This window comes from Mucilaginibacter ginsenosidivorans, assembly GCF_007971025.1.
Lineage (GTDB): Bacteria > Bacteroidota > Bacteroidia > Sphingobacteriales > Sphingobacteriaceae > Mucilaginibacter > Mucilaginibacter ginsenosidivorans.
Genome location: NZ_CP042436.1, coordinates 2,951,102 through 2,968,327 on the forward strand (window position 1 = coordinate 2,951,102; position 17,226 = coordinate 2,968,327).

12 protein-coding genes are annotated in these 17,226 nt (G+C 43.5%); 8 read left to right on the forward strand and 4 right to left on the reverse strand.

The annotated features are described in order from the left end of the window. The first annotated feature begins 107 nt into the window (after positions 1–107). Complete coding sequence (locus tag FRZ54_RS13515; protein WP_147032126.1) at positions 108–293, forward strand: hypothetical protein; 186 nt, start codon at positions 108–110, stop codon at positions 291–293. 101 nt (positions 294–394) lie between these two features. On the opposite strand, the gene FRZ54_RS13520 is transcribed toward FRZ54_RS13515, so the two are convergent. Both FRZ54_RS13520 and cobA read right to left on the reverse strand, forming a co-directional pair. Then, positions 395–742, reverse strand: coding sequence for a DUF7009 family protein (locus FRZ54_RS13520; RefSeq protein WP_147032127.1), 348 nt, complete (start codon positions 740–742; stop codon positions 395–397). A gap of 12 nt (positions 743–754) precedes the next feature. After that, positions 755–1,474 carry a uroporphyrinogen-III C-methyltransferase gene (cobA, locus tag FRZ54_RS13525; protein ID WP_147032128.1) on the reverse strand — a complete coding sequence of 240 codons (720 nt, stop codon included), beginning with the start codon at positions 1,472–1,474 and terminating at the stop codon, positions 755–757. Between the two features lie 300 nt (positions 1,475–1,774). On the opposite strand from cobA, the gene nirB reads away from it, so the two are divergent. Both nirB and nirD read left to right on the forward strand, forming a co-directional pair. Next, a complete protein-coding gene (nirB, locus tag FRZ54_RS13530) occupies positions 1,775–4,267 on the forward strand; it encodes a nitrite reductase large subunit NirB (RefSeq protein ID WP_147032129.1) in 2,493 nt (830 codons plus the stop codon). Positions 4,268–4,297: 30 nt separating this feature from the next. Next, positions 4,298–4,654, forward strand: coding sequence for a nitrite reductase small subunit NirD (nirD, locus tag FRZ54_RS13535; protein ID WP_147032130.1), 357 nt, complete (start codon positions 4,298–4,300; stop codon positions 4,652–4,654). A 101-nt stretch (positions 4,655–4,755) separates the two neighbouring features. On the opposite strand, the gene FRZ54_RS13540 is transcribed toward nirD, so the two are convergent. Further along, positions 4,756–5,448, reverse strand: coding sequence for a Crp/Fnr family transcriptional regulator (locus FRZ54_RS13540; protein WP_147032131.1), 693 nt, complete (start codon positions 5,446–5,448; stop codon positions 4,756–4,758). A 502-nt stretch (positions 5,449–5,950) separates the two neighbouring features. On the opposite strand from FRZ54_RS13540, the gene FRZ54_RS13545 reads away from it, so the two are divergent. Genes FRZ54_RS13545 through FRZ54_RS13560 form a run of 4 tightly spaced genes read left to right on the forward strand, consistent with a single transcriptional unit; the run spans position 5,951 to position 13,814 of the window. Next, positions 5,951–7,492 (forward strand): alginate export family protein, encoded by a 1,542-nt coding sequence (locus FRZ54_RS13545; RefSeq protein ID WP_147032132.1) that lies wholly within the window; start codon positions 5,951–5,953, stop codon positions 7,490–7,492. Positions 7,493–7,523: 31 nt separating this feature from the next. Then, positions 7,524–8,828 carry an MFS transporter gene (locus FRZ54_RS13550; RefSeq protein ID WP_147032133.1) on the forward strand — a complete coding sequence of 435 codons (1,305 nt, stop codon included), beginning with the start codon at positions 7,524–7,526 and terminating at the stop codon, positions 8,826–8,828. A gap of 23 nt (positions 8,829–8,851) precedes the next feature. Then, positions 8,852–12,376, forward strand: a complete 3,525-nt coding sequence (locus FRZ54_RS13555) for a nitrate reductase (RefSeq protein ID WP_147032134.1) — start codon at positions 8,852–8,854, stop codon at positions 12,374–12,376. Between the two features lie 7 nt (positions 12,377–12,383). After that, positions 12,384–13,814, forward strand: coding sequence for a rubredoxin (locus FRZ54_RS13560; protein ID WP_147032135.1), 1,431 nt, complete (start codon positions 12,384–12,386; stop codon positions 13,812–13,814). A 156-nt stretch (positions 13,815–13,970) separates the two neighbouring features. On the opposite strand, the gene FRZ54_RS13565 is transcribed toward FRZ54_RS13560, so the two are convergent. Continuing rightward, on the reverse strand, positions 13,971–15,503 hold the full coding sequence (locus tag FRZ54_RS13565) for a M81 family metallopeptidase (protein WP_228462482.1): 1,533 nt from the start codon (positions 15,501–15,503) through the stop codon (positions 13,971–13,973). Positions 15,504–15,907: 404 nt separating this feature from the next. On the opposite strand from FRZ54_RS13565, the gene FRZ54_RS13570 reads away from it, so the two are divergent. Further along, positions 15,908–17,131: a DUF4249 domain-containing protein gene (locus FRZ54_RS13570; RefSeq protein WP_187359627.1), complete on the forward strand. Its 1,224-nt coding sequence runs from the start codon at positions 15,908–15,910 to the stop codon at positions 17,129–17,131. Positions 17,132–17,226 lie beyond the last annotated feature (95 nt).

A 17,226-nucleotide genomic window follows, 5' to 3' on the forward strand; every position in this document is an offset into this window, starting at 1 on the left:
ACTTTTACCGGTTCGGGCTATCCCACCCCACGGTCAGCTTATCTAATCCTACCATCCCCACTTCCGGAGATTATTCGTCGAACCATGCACTTAGATAGTTCCATTGCTTGTACCAACGGGAAGGCACCCAACAATACCTGCCGGTTAAGGCCGGGGGCGGGTATGTATTTGGCGAGAAAAAACATGTAACCCATCCACTTCTTCAAACCCTGCAAAAAGTAGCTCTCGAATTGCCTGGTATCCGGACGGCAAAAGCGCTCTGTTTAACGATAGCGCTCTTTTTGTTTCTTTAACGCCCTCATTGTTTTATGCGCGATAAATATTGTTACTGTACCTCTAATAAATGTCCACTGAGGTTTATCTTAAGCTAATACTGCGTTAAAATGGTTTGTCGTTATTTGCTTAACGGGTTTGGATAATTGTCGCTCTGGTCTTCAGCAACGTTATCCAAACATTTAAAATCCTTTTCGACGAGTAAAAACAACCCGCCGTCTTCGTATTCAAAACCAACCTTATCAGTCAGGCACCATTCTTCCATCATTTTCGCGGGCATAAACAGCGTGATCTTATTATTTTCAAATATTGCCGACAAATTATTAAGGTTGTTTTGTTGTAAGGCATAGATAAATTGCTGGTTCCCAAAATCAACGGCCTCCTCAATATAGCCTTTCTTAATAAAAAGCGCTACATCACTTTTAGTTAACCTATAGCGAAGTGAGTTCCCTTTGATGCGTATCTTCATTTTCTCATTAGTTTAGTTAACTAGGCTGGTTACAGCTCCTATAATTATGATGGCAGGATAAGTTAGTTGCTGGTCCCTTGCTATTGCTGGCAAATCCTTTATTTTACCCCTTGTTGATTTTTGATTAGAAAGCGAGGCATGTTGTATAATTGCGGCAGGCATATCTCCGTTTCCCGATTGTATGTAAGTCTGCGATATCTCATCCAGTTTTTTCATGCCCATATATATAACCACGGTTGCCTTGCTTTGAATTGCCAATTTTAAATCAGCAGACAAGCGGCCATCTTTTTTGGTTCCCGTAACCATCCAAACACTTTCGCTCATGGCCCGGTGTGTAAGCGGTATATCTTCAAACCCCGATGCCTGCATGCTGGTGATGCCCGGAATAAAATGTGTTTTAATGCCATTTTCCCTGGCAAACATAACCTCTTCAAACCCCCTGCCGAATATAAACGGATCGCCGCCTTTTAGTCGCACCACGCTTCCTTGGGCAAAGGCAAAGTGTTTGATCAATTCGTGTATTTGTTCTTGTGGTGTATAATCGCCGTAAGGCTGTTTCCCAACGTAAATTTTTTCGCAATCAGCAGGTGCAAGGTCAAGTAACTCCTTATTGGCGAGGTTATCATATAAAATAACCCTGGCTTGCTGCAAAATCCGGTAGCCTTTAACAGTAATTAACTCCGGATCGCCCGGTCCGGCCCCCAAAACAAACAATTCCGGTGTTAAACTCATGTTTTTAAGTGATTAATATGATTTTTAATGATAAAAAATCGTTTAAAAATCAAAAAACTAATATTTAAATCAAATTTAAATCTTTAATTATGATTTATATCATGTAATTATCTAAAAAATTAAGGTTAAATTCAATTGATTATTGCAATAATCATAAAAATACTTAAAATTAAACATAAAATGGGTCATTTTTTTGGCCGCTATCTTAATATTGATTAATATTGTTATTGTAAATGCATTTTTGGTCGCAACTAAGATGTATTTATCGATAAAATTGCTTTAACACTTAAAAAAACCAGTATGTCTAGACCGACGATCATAGTAGTTGGCAATGGTATGGTAGGATACAAGTTTTGCGAAAAACTTGTATCCAAATCGCCAGGCTTCGAAGTAATTGTTTTTGGCGAAGAACCACGCCATGCTTATGACAGGGTACATCTGAGTGAATATTTCAACGGGAAATCGGCTGACGACCTTTCGCTTTCGTCCCGGTCCTGGTACGCCGAAAACGGGATAACGCTTTATCTTGGCGACCCTATACAGGAAATAAATCGTATAACTCAGACTGTCCATTCGTTATCTGGTCTCACGCTAAAGTACGATTACGTCGTTTTAGCCACCGGCTCATCTGCTTTTGTGCCCGATATAGCGGGGGTTGAAAAGGAAGGAGTGTTTGTTTATCGTACTATAGAGGATCTGGAACTTATTAAGTCCTGCGCCATAAATGCGAAAAATGGAGCAGTGATGGGCGGTGGACTTTTAGGTCTGGAAGCCGCAAAAGCTTTGATCGACTTAGGCATCCAGGAAACCCATGTGATTGAATTTGCACCACGTTTGATGCCAAGGCAAATTGATTCGGCCGGCAGCGCCATGCTGCAGTCGAAACTAAAGGAATTGGGTTTACATGTTCATTTAAATAGGAGTACATCTTACATAGCCGGGGATCATAAAATAGAGGCGCTGCATTTTAATGACGAAAGCGTACTGGCTGTTGACATGCTGGTAATATCGGCAGGTATACGCCCGCGCGATGAGCTGGCAAAACTTGCCGGTTTGCAGACGGGTACCCGGGGCGGTATTATGGTGAATGAAAAAATGCAAACCAGCGATGAGCGCATTTTTGCTATTGGCGAATGTGCGTTGTATGAAGGTATGATCTACGGGCTGGTGGCTCCCGGCTATGAAATGGCCGACATTGTAGTAAACCAACTGACCAATGGCAGTAAACTGTTTTACGGTTACGACATGAGCACCAAGCTGAAGCTGATCGGTGTGGATGTTGCCAGTTTCGGCGATGCTTTTATTACCGAACCTGATTGCCGTACCATAGTTTTCGAAGACACGCATAAGGGGGTATATAAACGTATTAATATCAGTCTGGATGGTAAATACCTGCTGGGTGGGATTTTAATTGGCGACGCTGACGCTTACAATATTTTACTTCAAACCGTAAACAATAAACTCGTTCTTCCGCCAAATCCTGAGAATTTGATATTAGGCTCAAGAGGTGGCGCAGAAAATGAGGGCGCAGGTATCATGAGTTTGCCTGATGATGCCCTTATTTGTTCGTGCGAGGCGGTAAACAAGGCGTCTATCTGCTCGGCGGTCACCGACCTTGGGGTGACCGGTATTGACGGCATAAAGAAGTGCACCAAAGCCGGTACAGGTTGCGGTGGCTGCGTACCTTTAGTTAAGGACCTGATAGCCGGCACCATGAAAGCGAACGGGCAGTACATTAAAAATGTGATATGTGAGCATTTTGATTATTCGAGGCAGGAACTTTTCGACCTGGTTAAGATCAATAAAATTAAAAGCTACGACCTGGTGCTCGATCATTTTGGCAAAGGCGATGGATGCGAGGTTTGCAAACCTGCAGTCGCCAGTATTATGTCAAGCCTTTGGAATGATGTTATTGTAAAGCAGGATACCATACAGGATAGTAACGATCGGTTTTTAGCAAATATTCAGAAAGGCGGCACCTATTCGGTGGTGCCCCGTATTCCCGGTGGCGAAATTACCCCGGACAAACTTATTGTTTTGGGCCACGTTGCCAAACGATATGGCTTATACACGAAAATAACGGGCGGCCAGCGTATTGATATGTTCGGCGCGCATTTAAATGATTTGCCCGCGATATGGGAGGAATTGATCGATGCCGGTTTCGAAAGCGGGCACGCCTATGGAAAGGCACTCAGAACTGTTAAAAGTTGTGTAGGCAGTACCTGGTGTCGCTTCGGGCTGCACGACAGCGTAACATTCGCTATCGAGATAGAGGATAGATATAAAGGCATTCGGGCCCCCCACAAAATCAAAGGCGGCGTTAGTGGTTGTGTCCGCGAATGTGCTGAGGCCCAGGCCAAGGATTTTGGAATTATTGCCACCGAAAAAGGCTGGAACTTGTATATATGCGGCAATGGCGGTTCAAAACCACAACACGCCCAGCTACTGGCAACCGACATCGATAAAGAAACATTGGTAAAATATCTCGACAGGTTCCTGATGTTTTATATTAAAACCGCTGAGCCATTATCGCGCACCGCCACGTGGCTGAATAAAATGGAAGGAGGCTTGAGCTATTTAAAAAATGTAATTGTAAACGACAGTCTTGGTATAGCGGCTCAACTGGAAGAAGAAATGCAATCGCTGGTAGATACTTACCATTGCGAATGGAAGGAAGTCATCAACAACCCTGATCTGCGCAAGCGCTTTACCCACTTTGTTAACATGCCCGAAGAGAAGGACCCTTCGGTTCAGTTCGAGCCGATGCGGGAGCAAGTGAAAGCCAAATGGTGATTTTAATAACCTGATAAAAAATTGAAAAGTATGGAAACAACTACGGTAATAGATATACAATGGGTTTTGGCCTGCTACGCAGATGATGTTCCTGCAAATGGCGGCGCTTGTGTGAAATTGAAAGATCAGCAGATCGCTATTTTTAATTTTACCCGTCGCGGCGAATGGTACGCTACGCAAAACCTTTGCCCTCACAAACAGCAAATGGTTTTGTCGAGAGGCATGATAGGCAGCACCGGTGAAAATTGCGAGCCTAAAGTCGCCTGCCCGTTTCACAAAAACACGTTTTCACTGTCAAGTGGTCGATGTTTGACCAATGAAGAATTTTCTATTAAAACGTATCCTGTAAAAGTGGTTGACGGTAAGGTGTACATAGGTATCGCTTAGCCATGGTAACGATATTTCAATGTATTGCAGCGCAATATATTGCACCTAAATAGTTTGAGAATGATGCTGAAGTCTCCCCGTTCCCGCGGGGAGTTTTGGTTTTATAACTGCTGAGATGTTAATTCTAAAAGCTTGTCGGCCTTATTGATGACTATTTTTTTGCCGGTGGTTTTTATTATATCCTCCTTCAGTAATTCATTCATTACCCTAAATACCGTTTCGTAAGTAGCGCCGGTATACGATGCCAGGTCCTGCCTGGAGAGCTCAATGTTAATTGACTGGTCTTCTTTTTTACCGAATTGGCCCTGTAATGAAATTAACGCCAGAGCTACCCTTCCTTTCACCGACATGTGAGCCAGGTTCCGCATTTTTCTTTCCGATTCCTGTAATTCAGTTGCAAAAAACATCATCAGGTTATATGTGAAATCTGTATTAACCCTTAACGTCGATTCAAAAAACTCAATTTCAACATAACAAAGTATTCCATCTTCAAGTGCAGTCGCCGAAATAGGGTAAACATTATTTCCGCCAAGTCCCCTGTGGCCTAAAATTGCGCCGCTGGAAGCAAATCTTATGATCAGCTCTTTTTCATCTCCCCATTTTTTGTGAACTTTGACAATTCCTTCATAAACAAAGTAAACGCCTTTCACTTCGTCGCCTTCCTTAAATATTAGCTCTCCTTTTCTAACCTTAAAATTCTTCTTATTAGCAGCTATAGCAGGTTGCCATTGTTTTAAACAACTTCGGCACATAAAACAGCTATTGATATCGCATTCGCTTTTGCTCTTCTTCATTTTTAGTGAAAATCTTATGAATATTAAAATTGAAACAAAGTTTAGGTAGCTATTAAGGTTAAATAATTAAAATTCGCCCTATTTATTATTACTGATCTGAGTCTTTTATCTTTTTCATGATTATTGTCATAAAATTATGACTTTTTTTTGAATAAAAATCAGTTAAATCATAATTAAATCCAATAAAATGAATAAAAATTCATTATTAAATTCACATTGTGGTTAAAAAATTAGTAATAGTTTTTAATAATTTGATAAAAATCAAGTATTTATATAATTTAAATCATAAAAATGTGTAAAATTTACACTATTTATTGACTGTATACATTAAATTGGTTATATTTATAACAAGAAAATTAAACTAATTGGATTAAATTATAAAAAAGAGATGGCCTATGACGAAAAGTAAACATCAATAGACATAAAAAATCCCTGCCGGGAGGTCGCATTCCCGGGCAGGGTTAAACAGTTTTTATCGCTTTAACAAGAAAAACCAAATCAAATGTACAAAAATGTATCAAATCAATACACAATTGCGCTAATACTATTATTCTCATCATGTTTTTGTTCAAAATCGGTATTTGCCCAACTGTCTTTAACGGGTCAGCTGCGAACGCGTGGCGAACAGCGCGACGGGTACGGAACTTTAGAACCGACCGCTAACAAAAATGCTGCGTTTATCTCTCAGCGCACCCGACTTATCTTCAATTACAATAGCAACAAAATTATTTTTCATACCTCCATCCAGGATGTCAGAATATGGGGGCAGGATGCATCCACCATCAGCAGCGCCGACGGTAATAAATTGGAACTGCATGAGGCATGGGCTGAAATGATCCTATCCAACAAAAAAGACACATCATTTAAAATATCACCTTTCGACTATTTCGCAATTAAAATAGGCAGGCAGGAATTGCTTTATGATGATGAACGTTTGCTGGGCGGTCTGGATTGGCTACAGCAAGGACGCAGGCATGATGCGCTTGTTTTGAAAATGATTGAAAAGGGCTGGCAGCTTGACCTGGGCGGCGCATTTAACCAAAATACGGATGCTATTAATTATAATGGTACCTATTATACACCAGGTAATTTGCCGGCTACTATAAAGGATAGTAAGGGAAACCTGGCAAACACGCCTGCGGGACTTATCCCTTTGATCAATGCCTCGGGAAATAGTGCAAAAACCGGTAACCCGGCATTTTCGAGCCCCCCCGGCACCAATGCGCTTAACCAGAATTATAAAGCACTCCAGTATTTATATATAGCCAAAAAGTTCGATAAAACCAAGGTCACCGGCTTGTTTTTAACCGATCAGTTTGGGAAATATAAGCTTGATTCAGTAACAAATGTTTCGGGCGCCGATGTCGGCTACATCTATGGACGGCGGTTTAACCAACCGGGAACGAACGCGCGTTTTACAACAGGTTTCTTAATTAACCCGGTTTTCGGCAGTAAAAACGAATGGTCGGCAAATGGCGGATATTACTACCAGGGAGGGCATGACAGGGACGGCGCTTCGCTAAGCGCTTATATGTTTACCGCCTCGTTACTATTTAAACCGTCCGAATTTAGTATCGCAGCGGGCTGGGATTATCTTTCAGGGAACAATGCAATATCAGGCAGCAAAAATGATAATCGTTTTGATCCTCTTTACGGAACGCCGCATAAGTTTTGGGGTGCCATGGATTATTTCTATGCCGGAAGCGGTTCGCCAACAGGCGGCCTGAGCAACCCCTACTTGAAAGTTAAATACGCATCGTCAAATAAGAGATTTACAACGGAGCTGGCAAATCATTATTTCTTTCTTTCCAATGATCAGAAGGATATCAACGGGACCGCAGTAAGTAAATACCTGGGTACAGAGTTCGACCTCACGACTGCCTATAAGCTGAACAAATTTACAGCGGTTGATTTTGGACTATCCTACATGGCTGCTACAAGTAGTATGGAGTATGCAAAGAACCTCGCGCCGGGCAGTAGCAGACTAAGTCCGGTTTGGGCCTATCTGCAACTCAATATACTGCCCGAATTTTTGAACAAATAATTGGATTTGTAACCTGATAAATTTTAAGAAAATGAAAAATCAACTTACTAAACTCAACATATTTTCAATCAAAGGCGTGCAAATGCGCACCTTCCATATTACCTGGCTTATGTTTTTCGTGTGCTTTTTCGGTTGGTTCGGCCTTGCGCCTTTAATGCCAACCATCAGGGCCGAATTGCACTTAACAAAAGCAGAGGTGGGTAATACTATCATCGCTTCGGTAGCCGCTACAATTATTGCCCGTTTGATAATCGGCAAATTATGTGATACCTGGGGACCGCGTAAAACAGCTATCCGATTATTGCTGGTGGGCTCGTTGCCGGTGTTTTTTGTTGGGCTTGCGCATAGCTATATGACCTTTCTATTATTCAGGCTTGCGATAGGTGTGATCGGAGCTTCGTTTGTGATCACGCAATTTCATACGTCCATGATGTTCGCGCCAAAGTTAAAAGGTACCGCAAACGCTATAACCGGCGGCTGGGGCAACCTGGGCGGTGGCGTAACCAACATGGTGATGCCATTGATCTTTGCAGCAATAGTAGGCTTTGGCTATACCAAAGGGGAAGCCTGGCGGTATGCTATGATCGTCCCGGGCGTAATGATGCTGGTCATCGCTTACCTGTATGCAAAGTATACAAAGGATACGCCAAATGGTAATTATGATGAAACGGGTTATAACAAAGGGAAATCATCGAAAACCGATTGGTCCGTTTTGGCTGACTGGCGTTTATGGGCGCTAACTATCGCTTATGCAATGTGTTTTGGCATGGAAATAACCTTTGATAACGTGGCATCGCTGCATTTTGTAGATAATTTTCACCTTACCCAAAGTATGGCTGGTTTTTGGGCAGGCACATTTGGTTTTATGAACCTTTTTGCAAGAGCACTCGGTGGTATCGTATCTGATAAAGTAGGCGGCAAATTTGGCATGAAAGGCAAAGGGTTGTTGCTGGCCGGCGTTTTACTGCTCGAAGGCTGCGGACTAATATTATTTGCGCAATCGGGCACATTATTTATAGCCATTATATCCATGCTTTTGTTCGCGTTGTTCCTCAAAATGTCCAATGGGGCCACATATGGCATTGTGCCTTTTGTAAACAAAAAAAATGTGGGACTTGTAAGCGGTATAGTTGGCGCTGGTGGCAACCTTGGCGGGATGCTTTTCGGTTTCCTGTTTAAATCAACAACCGTTACTTACGTTCAGGCTTTCACCTATATCGGGTATGCCGTAATTACCGTAGCCTTAATTGTTTTGATAACGAGATTCACGAAGCCGGGAGAGGCCGAAATTGAACATGTTGAAGAAGAACCCATATTGGTAGGCAGCGTTGCCTGATTTTTAAGAATTGAAACTAATAAATGGCGGTTAAAAAACAGCAAACAGATACCTCTGCTTCAACCTGTTGTTATTGCGGAGTGGGATGTGGTGTACTTGTCCATAAGGATAAAAGTGGCCAGATCTTAGTTGAGGGCGATAAAAAGCATCCCGTAAATAGCGGGATGCTTTGCAGCAAAGGCCTTAACCTGCATTATACGGTAAACGACACCAGTGACAGACTTTTATATCCGCAAATGCGGTACAATAAAAGCATGCCTATGCAGCGCGTTAGTTGGGACGAAGCACTTGACCGCACCGTCGCTGTTTTCAAAACTTTCATTGATAAATACGGGCCCGATTCGGTGGCCTTTTACGCTTCGGGCCAGTGTCTTACCGAAGAATACTACGTAATAAATAAACTGATGAAGGGGTTTATCGGCAGTAATAATATCGATACCAATTCACGTTTATGTATGAGTAGTGCGGTGGCAGCCTATAAAATGGCTTTGGGCGAGGATAGCATGCCTCTTTGTTATAATGACATCGAATTGGCTGACTGCTTTTACGTAACCGGTGCTAACCCGGCCTGGTGCCATCCTGTTTTATGGCGGAGGGTTGAGGCCCACAAAGCGGCTAACCCCGAAATCAAAATAATCGTTGTTGACCCACGTGTTACGGATACCTGCAGCATAGCAGATCTGCACCTGCAACTCAACCCCGGAACAGATGTTACCCTTAATCATGCCATTGGCAGGGTTTTGATTGAAAATGGTGATATAGACCTTGAATTTGTTACCAACTATAGCGAAGGCTTTGAACAATACAGCGCTTTGGTATTCGAAAAAAGCGTTGCCGAATCCGCAAAAATATGCGGGGTAAGTGAACATAACATCCGCGTTGCGGCAAAATATATTGCCGAAGCAAAAGGCTTTATCTCGATGTGGACGATGGGGCTTAACCAGAGTTCGATCGGCGTCAATAAAAACCTTAGCCTTATAAACCTGAACCTTATTACCGGACATATCGGTAAACCCGGGTCGGGGCCGATGTCGCTAACCGGGCAGCCCAATGCTATGGGCGGACGTGAAGTGGGTGGCCTGGCTAATTTGCTGCCTGCACACCGCGACCTGGGCAATCCATTACATCGTGAAGAAGTGCAAAAGTTTTGGGGCGGCAAGCTGATCAATCCCAAAGCCGGGTTAACCGCAACCGAAATGTTCGAGGCATTGAACGACGGACGATTAAAGGCGATATGGATATTGTGCACCAATCCTTTAACCAGTTTACCCAATGTACGTTTGGCTGAAGAGGCATTAAGGAAAGCAAAATTTGTAGTGGTGCAGGAGATAAGCAACAAGCCTGAAACCCTGGACTATGCCGACGTAATATTACCCGCGGCGGGCTGGGCCGAAAAAGAGGGTACGATGACCAATTCGGAACGACGGATAAGCTACTTGAATAAAATAATTGAAGCTCCCGGTGAAGCCTTGCCCGATGCAGAGATCATTTGCCGTTTTGCCCGGAAAATGGGCTACAAGGGATTTGATTTCACCGGCCCCTCCGAAATTTTTGATGAGCATGTAAAGCTCACCGCTAAAACCAATATGGATATGAGCGGATTGAGCTATACTATATTGAAAGAGCAGGGAACGGTGCAATGGCCATACAAAAAAAGAGGCCCTGCTCAGGGCACACAACGATTATTTATCGATAAGCAATTTTATACAGATTCAAAAAAAGCCATTATTCAATCTGTACCCGACACTTTGACAAGCGAATTTCCGGATAGCAATTTCCCTTTTATTCTTACAACGGGCCGCATCCGCGATCAATGGCATACCATGAGTAAAACGGGTAAAGTAAACAAGCTAAACCAGCATTACCAGCAGTCGTTCCTGGAAATTCACCCAATTGACGCTGCTGAATTAAAAATAGTCGAAGGGGATATTGCTGTTATACGCTCACGTCGTGGCGAGGTCCGGGTTAAGGCAATAATATCGCCCCAAATAAAGCGGGGTGTGGTTTTTTTGCCGATGCATTGGGGTAAAATATTAGGCAGCGATCTTAATCGTGTCAATAATTTAACCTCAGACCAGGTTGACCCAATTTCAAAAGAGCCTGATTTTAAGTATTGCGCGGTAAACGTTATCAAGTATAAAAAGCCATTCCAGCGTATTGTGGTCATTGGTGCGGGCGCCGGTTCTTATGGTTTTGTAAAAGCGTACCGAGCCATTAATCCCGATGATGAGATCACCATCTTCAGCAAGGAAAATTTCCCCTTTTACAACCGCGTTATGCTGCCCGATTATATCAGCGGCGAGCAACAGTGGGAGCAGTTGGTAAAAATGAAGGATGATGAGGAACCAGGCTACAATATCCGCCTGTTGCGTGGTGTGAGTATTGAAAAAATTGACCGGATAGATAAACAGGTTACCGACTCGAGGGGGATAAAAACCGGGTATGATATTTTACTTGTAGCCACAGGAAGCAGGGCGGCTGTGCCTAAAAACTTGCCTCCGTTACCCGGAATATTTACCATGCGCAGCCGTGTAGATGCTGATAATTTCAAAAAGCATATACCCGGCGATGCGCATGTGGTTATTGTTGGTGGTGGCCTGCTTGGATTAGAGATGGCCGCTTCTTTACGCGAGATGGGAGTGAAGATCACTATCATTCAGCGGACGTCAAAGTTTTTAAACCGGCAATTGGACGACCTTGGCAGCCGCTTATTACATGCCGAAATGGTTGACCAGGGCTGCGATATTTATTATGATGATGAGGTGCAGCTGTATTGTGGTCGTTCAAAGCTTACCGGCATAGGCCTGAAGAGTGGTCGAAAGATCAATTGCGATGCGATGATACTTGCTATAGGCACTACGCCGAACTTTGAAATAGCAAAAGAATGCGGGTTGGAATGCCGTCGTGGCGTAATTGTAAACGAGCGTATGCAAACCAGCGACCCGGATATTTATGCAATTGGCGAAACAGCGGAATTTGAAGGTGCGTTATATGGTATCACCGCCGCCGCCGAGCAACAGGCCGAAGTAGTTGCCGGTTATCTGAACGGTGACATAGCAAGCTATTATAAAGGCAGTTTATTGATGAATATTATCAAGATTCATGATTTTGATCTTTGCAGTATTGGTTTGCCCGAATGCCCGGATGATAGCGATTATGAAGAGGTGGTATTTATCGATAAAGCCAAACGCTACTATAAAAAATGCATCATTCACCAGGACCGGTTGGTAGGTGCGATATTGATTGGCGATAAAAGTGAATTTTTAGAGTTCAGGGACCTTATTGCTAACAAAACCGAGTTGAGCGAGAAGAGGCTGCAATTATTACGCAGCGGTAGCAAGGTTGATCCGGCATTGGGTAAACTGGTTTGCAGTTGCAATAATGTGGGTAGTGAAAACATCAGGAAGAAAATAGAAGAAGGGTGCGGCACCATGAAAACCCTTTGTGCAACTACCGGCGCTGGCACTGGCTGTGGTTCGTGCAGACCCGAAGTAAAACGCCTGTTGGATGAAGCTTTGCAAAGTATGGCGATGGTGAAAGTAGTTTAATTAGCTTATGGAACAGTATTTAGTGAAAATAAACCTGCCTGGTGGTTTCATTTCAGCAGGCGACTTGTATGAAATACTGGTTGTAGCCGAGAGTGCAGGTGCTAAAAACATCCGTTTCGGCAACCGCCAGCAATTGTACTTTAGTATTGATGCGGCGCACCGGGAGGATATGGAACTGGATATGCTGAAAGCAGAGATCAATTACGAGATATCGGCGGATTCCTACCCCAATATCGTCAGCTCTTACGTTGCTGATACGATATTTAATTACGAGGGCTGGCTGCGTGAAGGGGTTTACAAGGATATCCTGGATAGTTTTGACCACCAGCCGCACTTAAAAGTGAACCTGATCGATAACCATCAAACTTTTGTGCCATTCTTCAGCGGCAACATTAACTTTATTGCATCCGGCACTAACAATTACTGGTATTTATATATCCGTTTCCCAAAAACCGGCAAACTTTGCTGCTGTCCGTCATTAGTGTATTCCGACGATATCCCCACTACAGCAAAAACAGCAGAGGAAATTATTTTGCAAAACCAGGCATTATTTTATGACCGAAAAGATATAGATGATAAGCAATTTTATAAAATGCTTCTAAAAAAAAGTGGCGCTGCATTTCAACCGGTAACAGAAATGCTGCGGCTGCCCGATTTTTACCTGCCCTATTACGAAGGGTTTAATAAATATAATAACAAGTATTGGCTCGGTATCTATCGCCGTAATGAGCTTTTTTCACTCGATTTTTTAAAAGAGGTGTGCTTATTATGTCTTAAAACGCGAATAGGCCAAATCTATACCACACCATGGAAATCGATCATCGTAAAAGGCATTGAACAGGCCGACCGCAATCAATGGGGATTTATATTAAGCAAATATCGTTTAAATGTGCGCCATGCTGCAAATGAGCTTAACTGGCAAATAGAAGATATTTGTAATGAAGGCTTAGCGCTAAAGCAACAGTTAGTACGTGAGTTTGAGGAGGAGGATCTGCGTACTTACCAGCTTTGTTTCGCTATCAAAACCCAGCCCAAAACCGGTTTAACGGGCTCTATTATTATCAAAAAGAGTGAAAATAATCTATATGACATTTTATACACACGGGATTTTAACCCCAACTCAAAAGATTATATCACTTATTTACAGCAAGTACCGCCTCCGAAATTAAGCACACACTTAATTGCACTATGCACGGAGTTCTTTACAGTACAAAGCAATAGCAGTTTACCTGCAGAAGTCGCTGAAGAAATTATCCCGCAACAATGTAAGGCCGCGGTATACCAATGCAATCATTGTTTAACCCGGTATGATAAAACATACGGCGATTGTGTAAACGAAATTGGCAAAGAAGTTGATTTTGAACTGTTGACAGATTATCAATGCCCCGTCTGCGAAGCACCCAAAAAAGACTTCAGTTTGATCGAAACTTTAGCATAAAGGATCTAATTCCGGTGTGACTGCATTTGTAACCTAAGCAATCATGATATTTTGCTTTCTTGTTTGAACCCGCATTTCATTAATCGGCACGACGGATAATCTCATCAGATACGATTGCTCAAGAATAACGATAGAACAGCAATGCCAATTCCATCGTTATTCTGCTTGATTGGATGAAGGTACCCATTTAGCCTTCAGGTCAGGATCTTTCATGTTTTTGTCCAGCGGGAAAATGGGTCTCGTCAATCTTTTATAGGGTAAATGCTCTATACCCTGGTCTACGCCGCCGGGCGTTAAAGCCAGCAACCAATCGGCACGCATAGCATATAATTCGGGTTCAAGATAGCCGATCTTTACCACAACAATATCAGCTGTCCGAGGATTAAGACCCAGCCTGGTGAAATCCTTTTCGTGGTGATAAGGCTTCCTTTTTTGCGTCACGATAATGTGCACACAGCCCATTTTTATAGACGCTTCCACTTCGGCATCAACATCACCTTTCACAATTGATTCCACCGTGCCGGCGATGTGCACCGGCGACGCAAGCCGTGCGTCCACTTTAGCGCCTGCATAGCCATCCACATGGTGGCCAATACCTGCTGCAATCGCCTTTTTAATTAATTCGGGGCCCGGAATCGAGGCGTAGATCAACGATGGTCCCTTATCTGTTTTAAACTCTGGCCGTTTTAATATCTGGGTTAGTGTCCAGGTGACATCTCCCGCTCCGCCGGCTGTCGGGTTATCGCCCGAATCGCTGATATAAAACGGATGCCTGGTGCTTGTTATAGCCTTGTCCAGGCATTCTTTCAAATTGCCGGTGGGCGCAACAAACTTGAACTCGTTTCGCACATCCCAAAAGCTTTTGGCCAAATACTCAGCAGTGCTTTTAACTTTAGCTTTATCGTCACCGGTCACCATCACCACGGCATGGTTACGTGGTTCATCGGCCCAGGCATAACCTATCCATATCGCTGCATCAACAATACCCTCTTGTTTAGCAGCCGGCCATACTTTCTGGTATAAGCTTTTCCCGGGCTCAATTCTGGTACTCGTCTTTTCTCCAGGTAATAAAATAGGTACTGCTATATAGGCCTTATAAGCAGGTTTACCTTTCCCGCTTGTAATACGGTCGATCAGGTTAGTAACAGCACGGCGTTTGGTTTGTATCGCATCTTCATGCGGGGCCATGCGGTAACAGGTAATCAGGTCGCTGTTCTCGGCAAGCCGCCACGATACATTGCCATGCAGGTCCATTGCTGTTGAAATGAGTGTTTTTTTGCCGACAACTTTCCTTATCCGTACAATAAAATCTCCTTCCGGGTCATCCAAACCAACCACACTCATCGCCCCGTGGATATCATAAAACAGGCCGTCGTATGGCCCGTGTTTTTTAAGTGAGTCCAGGGTTTTTCGCACCAGCGACTCGTACGCAGCCCGGGTAACTGCCCCGCCCGGCAAGGCATGCCCATCTATGGTCGGAACCCATATTGCGGCCTTGCGCACCGCTGAATCGGGCGCCCAGAATGGATAAATTGAGAAAATAGCATCGCCGTATTTCGCATGAAAAGCGGCCTCATCAGTTAATGCTGGTGAAAAGGTGCTCGACTCGATACCCAAGCCCGCAATAGCAATACGCGGCAGGTGCTTACCCGGTGAATTACGTTGTGCTATGGCCAATGACCCTGCCATGCATAAGATTAAAAAAAAGAAAAACTGTTTCATATTTGAAAGATCAGGACAGAACTCTGTTTTCAAATATATGCAAATCAGATTACCCGTGACAGGATGAAGAATTGCAGTTACAACAAAAAGCATTGATTTTTGACCACGCTAAACGATCATGAGGCAACCCTGCTGCGCTTATAGTAGTAATATCCTTTGACGGGTCACGATAATCCTTCTTTGCAGCCATTTTCGATGATTATCGCACATTTGTTTCGGCAGTATAGTTTGTTACTTTAAAAATATTTGTCTTTATATTTAATTGTGTTATCCGGCATATCTTATATCGCTCAGCAGGTTAAAAGTAAAATATAGCAGTGCTGTTGTATCAAAAAGGAGTGACGAAGTATAGTCCTGGCTTATTTTTGTGTTTGATCATAACTGTAATTGGTTGTCAAAAATCCTATAGACCGCCGGCGATTGTGGCGCCTGGCAGCTACCTCGTTGTTGAAGGGGTGATCAATGCAGGACCAGGGAAGACCACCATCATGCTCAGCAAAACCGTCGACTTATCCAGTTCAAATACTGTTAATCCTGTTTTGAATGCGACAATAATGATCGAAAGTGACAAAGGTGCAAGTTACCCGGTACCCGGGGCAGGGCGTGGAAAATATATTTCGGCGGAGCAGGTCCTTGATATTACCGCACATTACCGCCTGCATATAAAAACGGCCGACAATCATGAATACTTTTCGGATTTTGTACCGGTTACTAATGCACCTCCTGTCGATAACGTAAGCTTTGAAGTTAAAAATAATGGGATCCAAATTTATGTAAGCAGCCACGACCCAACGAACACCACACGCTTTTACCGCTGGGAATATGAAGAGACCTGGGTACTGCATACGGCATATTTTTCCCTTTTTAAATCAAACGGTGATACGGTGCTGGATCGCGATCTGGAGAACGACCAGATATATCAATGCTGGCGTTCCGATACTTCCACTACAATTACTTTGGCCTCATCTTCCGGGTTGTCCGCTGATGTTATCAACAATGCGCCGATAACGTTCATTGAAGCCGGATCGCGCAAACTGGATGGTAAACAAAGCCAGGTATTTATACAGAAACAGCCTGAAACCAATGCATACACCATCCTGGTAAAACAGTTCGCTCTTACCGGCGATGCCTATCGTTATTGGGCAAACCTTAAGAAGAATACCCAGGATATCGGCAAGATATTCGACCCGCAGCCAACAGAAATTCGTGGTAACATCCATTCGGTTACAGATCCACTGGAGCCCGTACTTGGTTATATAAGTGCCGGTACCACGACCACCAAAAGGTTATTTATTGCTAATGGCGACATACCTACCTTATGGACGCTCAATACGCCTTATGATGCCTGCAAGATCGATTCGTTATTCCTGGATACACTATTGAGAGGTAATGTGAAGCGGGTAAACCAGGAGAATACTGCCTTTAATCTGAACAGAGGTACTGAACCCGCCGTACTGCAGATACCGGTATATGGCATTTACAACCCCCTTACCGGCACAATCATAGGCCATACCGGCTCATCACCCTATTGTGTGGATTGCACTTTGCAGGGTACCAACAAAGTACCCGATTTTTGGCGATTCACTAATCAGTAAGCGTTTTACATGGCGACTAACGCTTGCGTATGTGATGGTTGGCCGGGCCCGGTTTTTATATTCAATTTTCTTAATAAAACCGCGTTTGCCGAAGC

Excerpts from the sequence above, each read along its gene's own strand:
- FRZ54_RS13520 (WP_147032127.1), bottom strand. The coding sequence starts at position 742 with ATGAAGATACGCATCAAAGGGAACTCACTTCGCTATAGGTTAACTAAA.
- cobA (WP_147032128.1), bottom strand. The coding sequence starts at position 1,474 with ATGAGTTTAACACCGGAATTGTTTGTTTTGGGGGCCGGACCGGGCGAT.
- nirB (WP_147032129.1), top strand. The coding sequence starts at position 1,775 with ATGTCTAGACCGACGATCATAGTAGTTGGCAATGGTATGGTAGGATAC.
- nirD (WP_147032130.1), top strand. The coding sequence starts at position 4,298 with ATGGAAACAACTACGGTAATAGATATACAATGGGTTTTGGCCTGCTAC.
- FRZ54_RS13540 (WP_147032131.1), bottom strand. The coding sequence starts at position 5,448 with ATGAAGAAGAGCAAAAGCGAATGCGATATCAATAGCTGTTTTATGTGC.
- FRZ54_RS13545 (WP_147032132.1), top strand. The coding sequence starts at position 5,951 with ATGTACAAAAATGTATCAAATCAATACACAATTGCGCTAATACTATTA.
- FRZ54_RS13550 (WP_147032133.1), top strand. The coding sequence starts at position 7,524 with ATGAAAAATCAACTTACTAAACTCAACATATTTTCAATCAAAGGCGTG.
- FRZ54_RS13555 (WP_147032134.1), top strand. The coding sequence starts at position 8,852 with ATGGCGGTTAAAAAACAGCAAACAGATACCTCTGCTTCAACCTGTTGT.
- FRZ54_RS13560 (WP_147032135.1), top strand. The coding sequence starts at position 12,384 with ATGGAACAGTATTTAGTGAAAATAAACCTGCCTGGTGGTTTCATTTCA.
- FRZ54_RS13565 (WP_228462482.1), bottom strand. The coding sequence starts at position 15,503 with ATGGCAGGGTCATTGGCCATAGCACAACGTAATTCACCGGGTAAGCAC.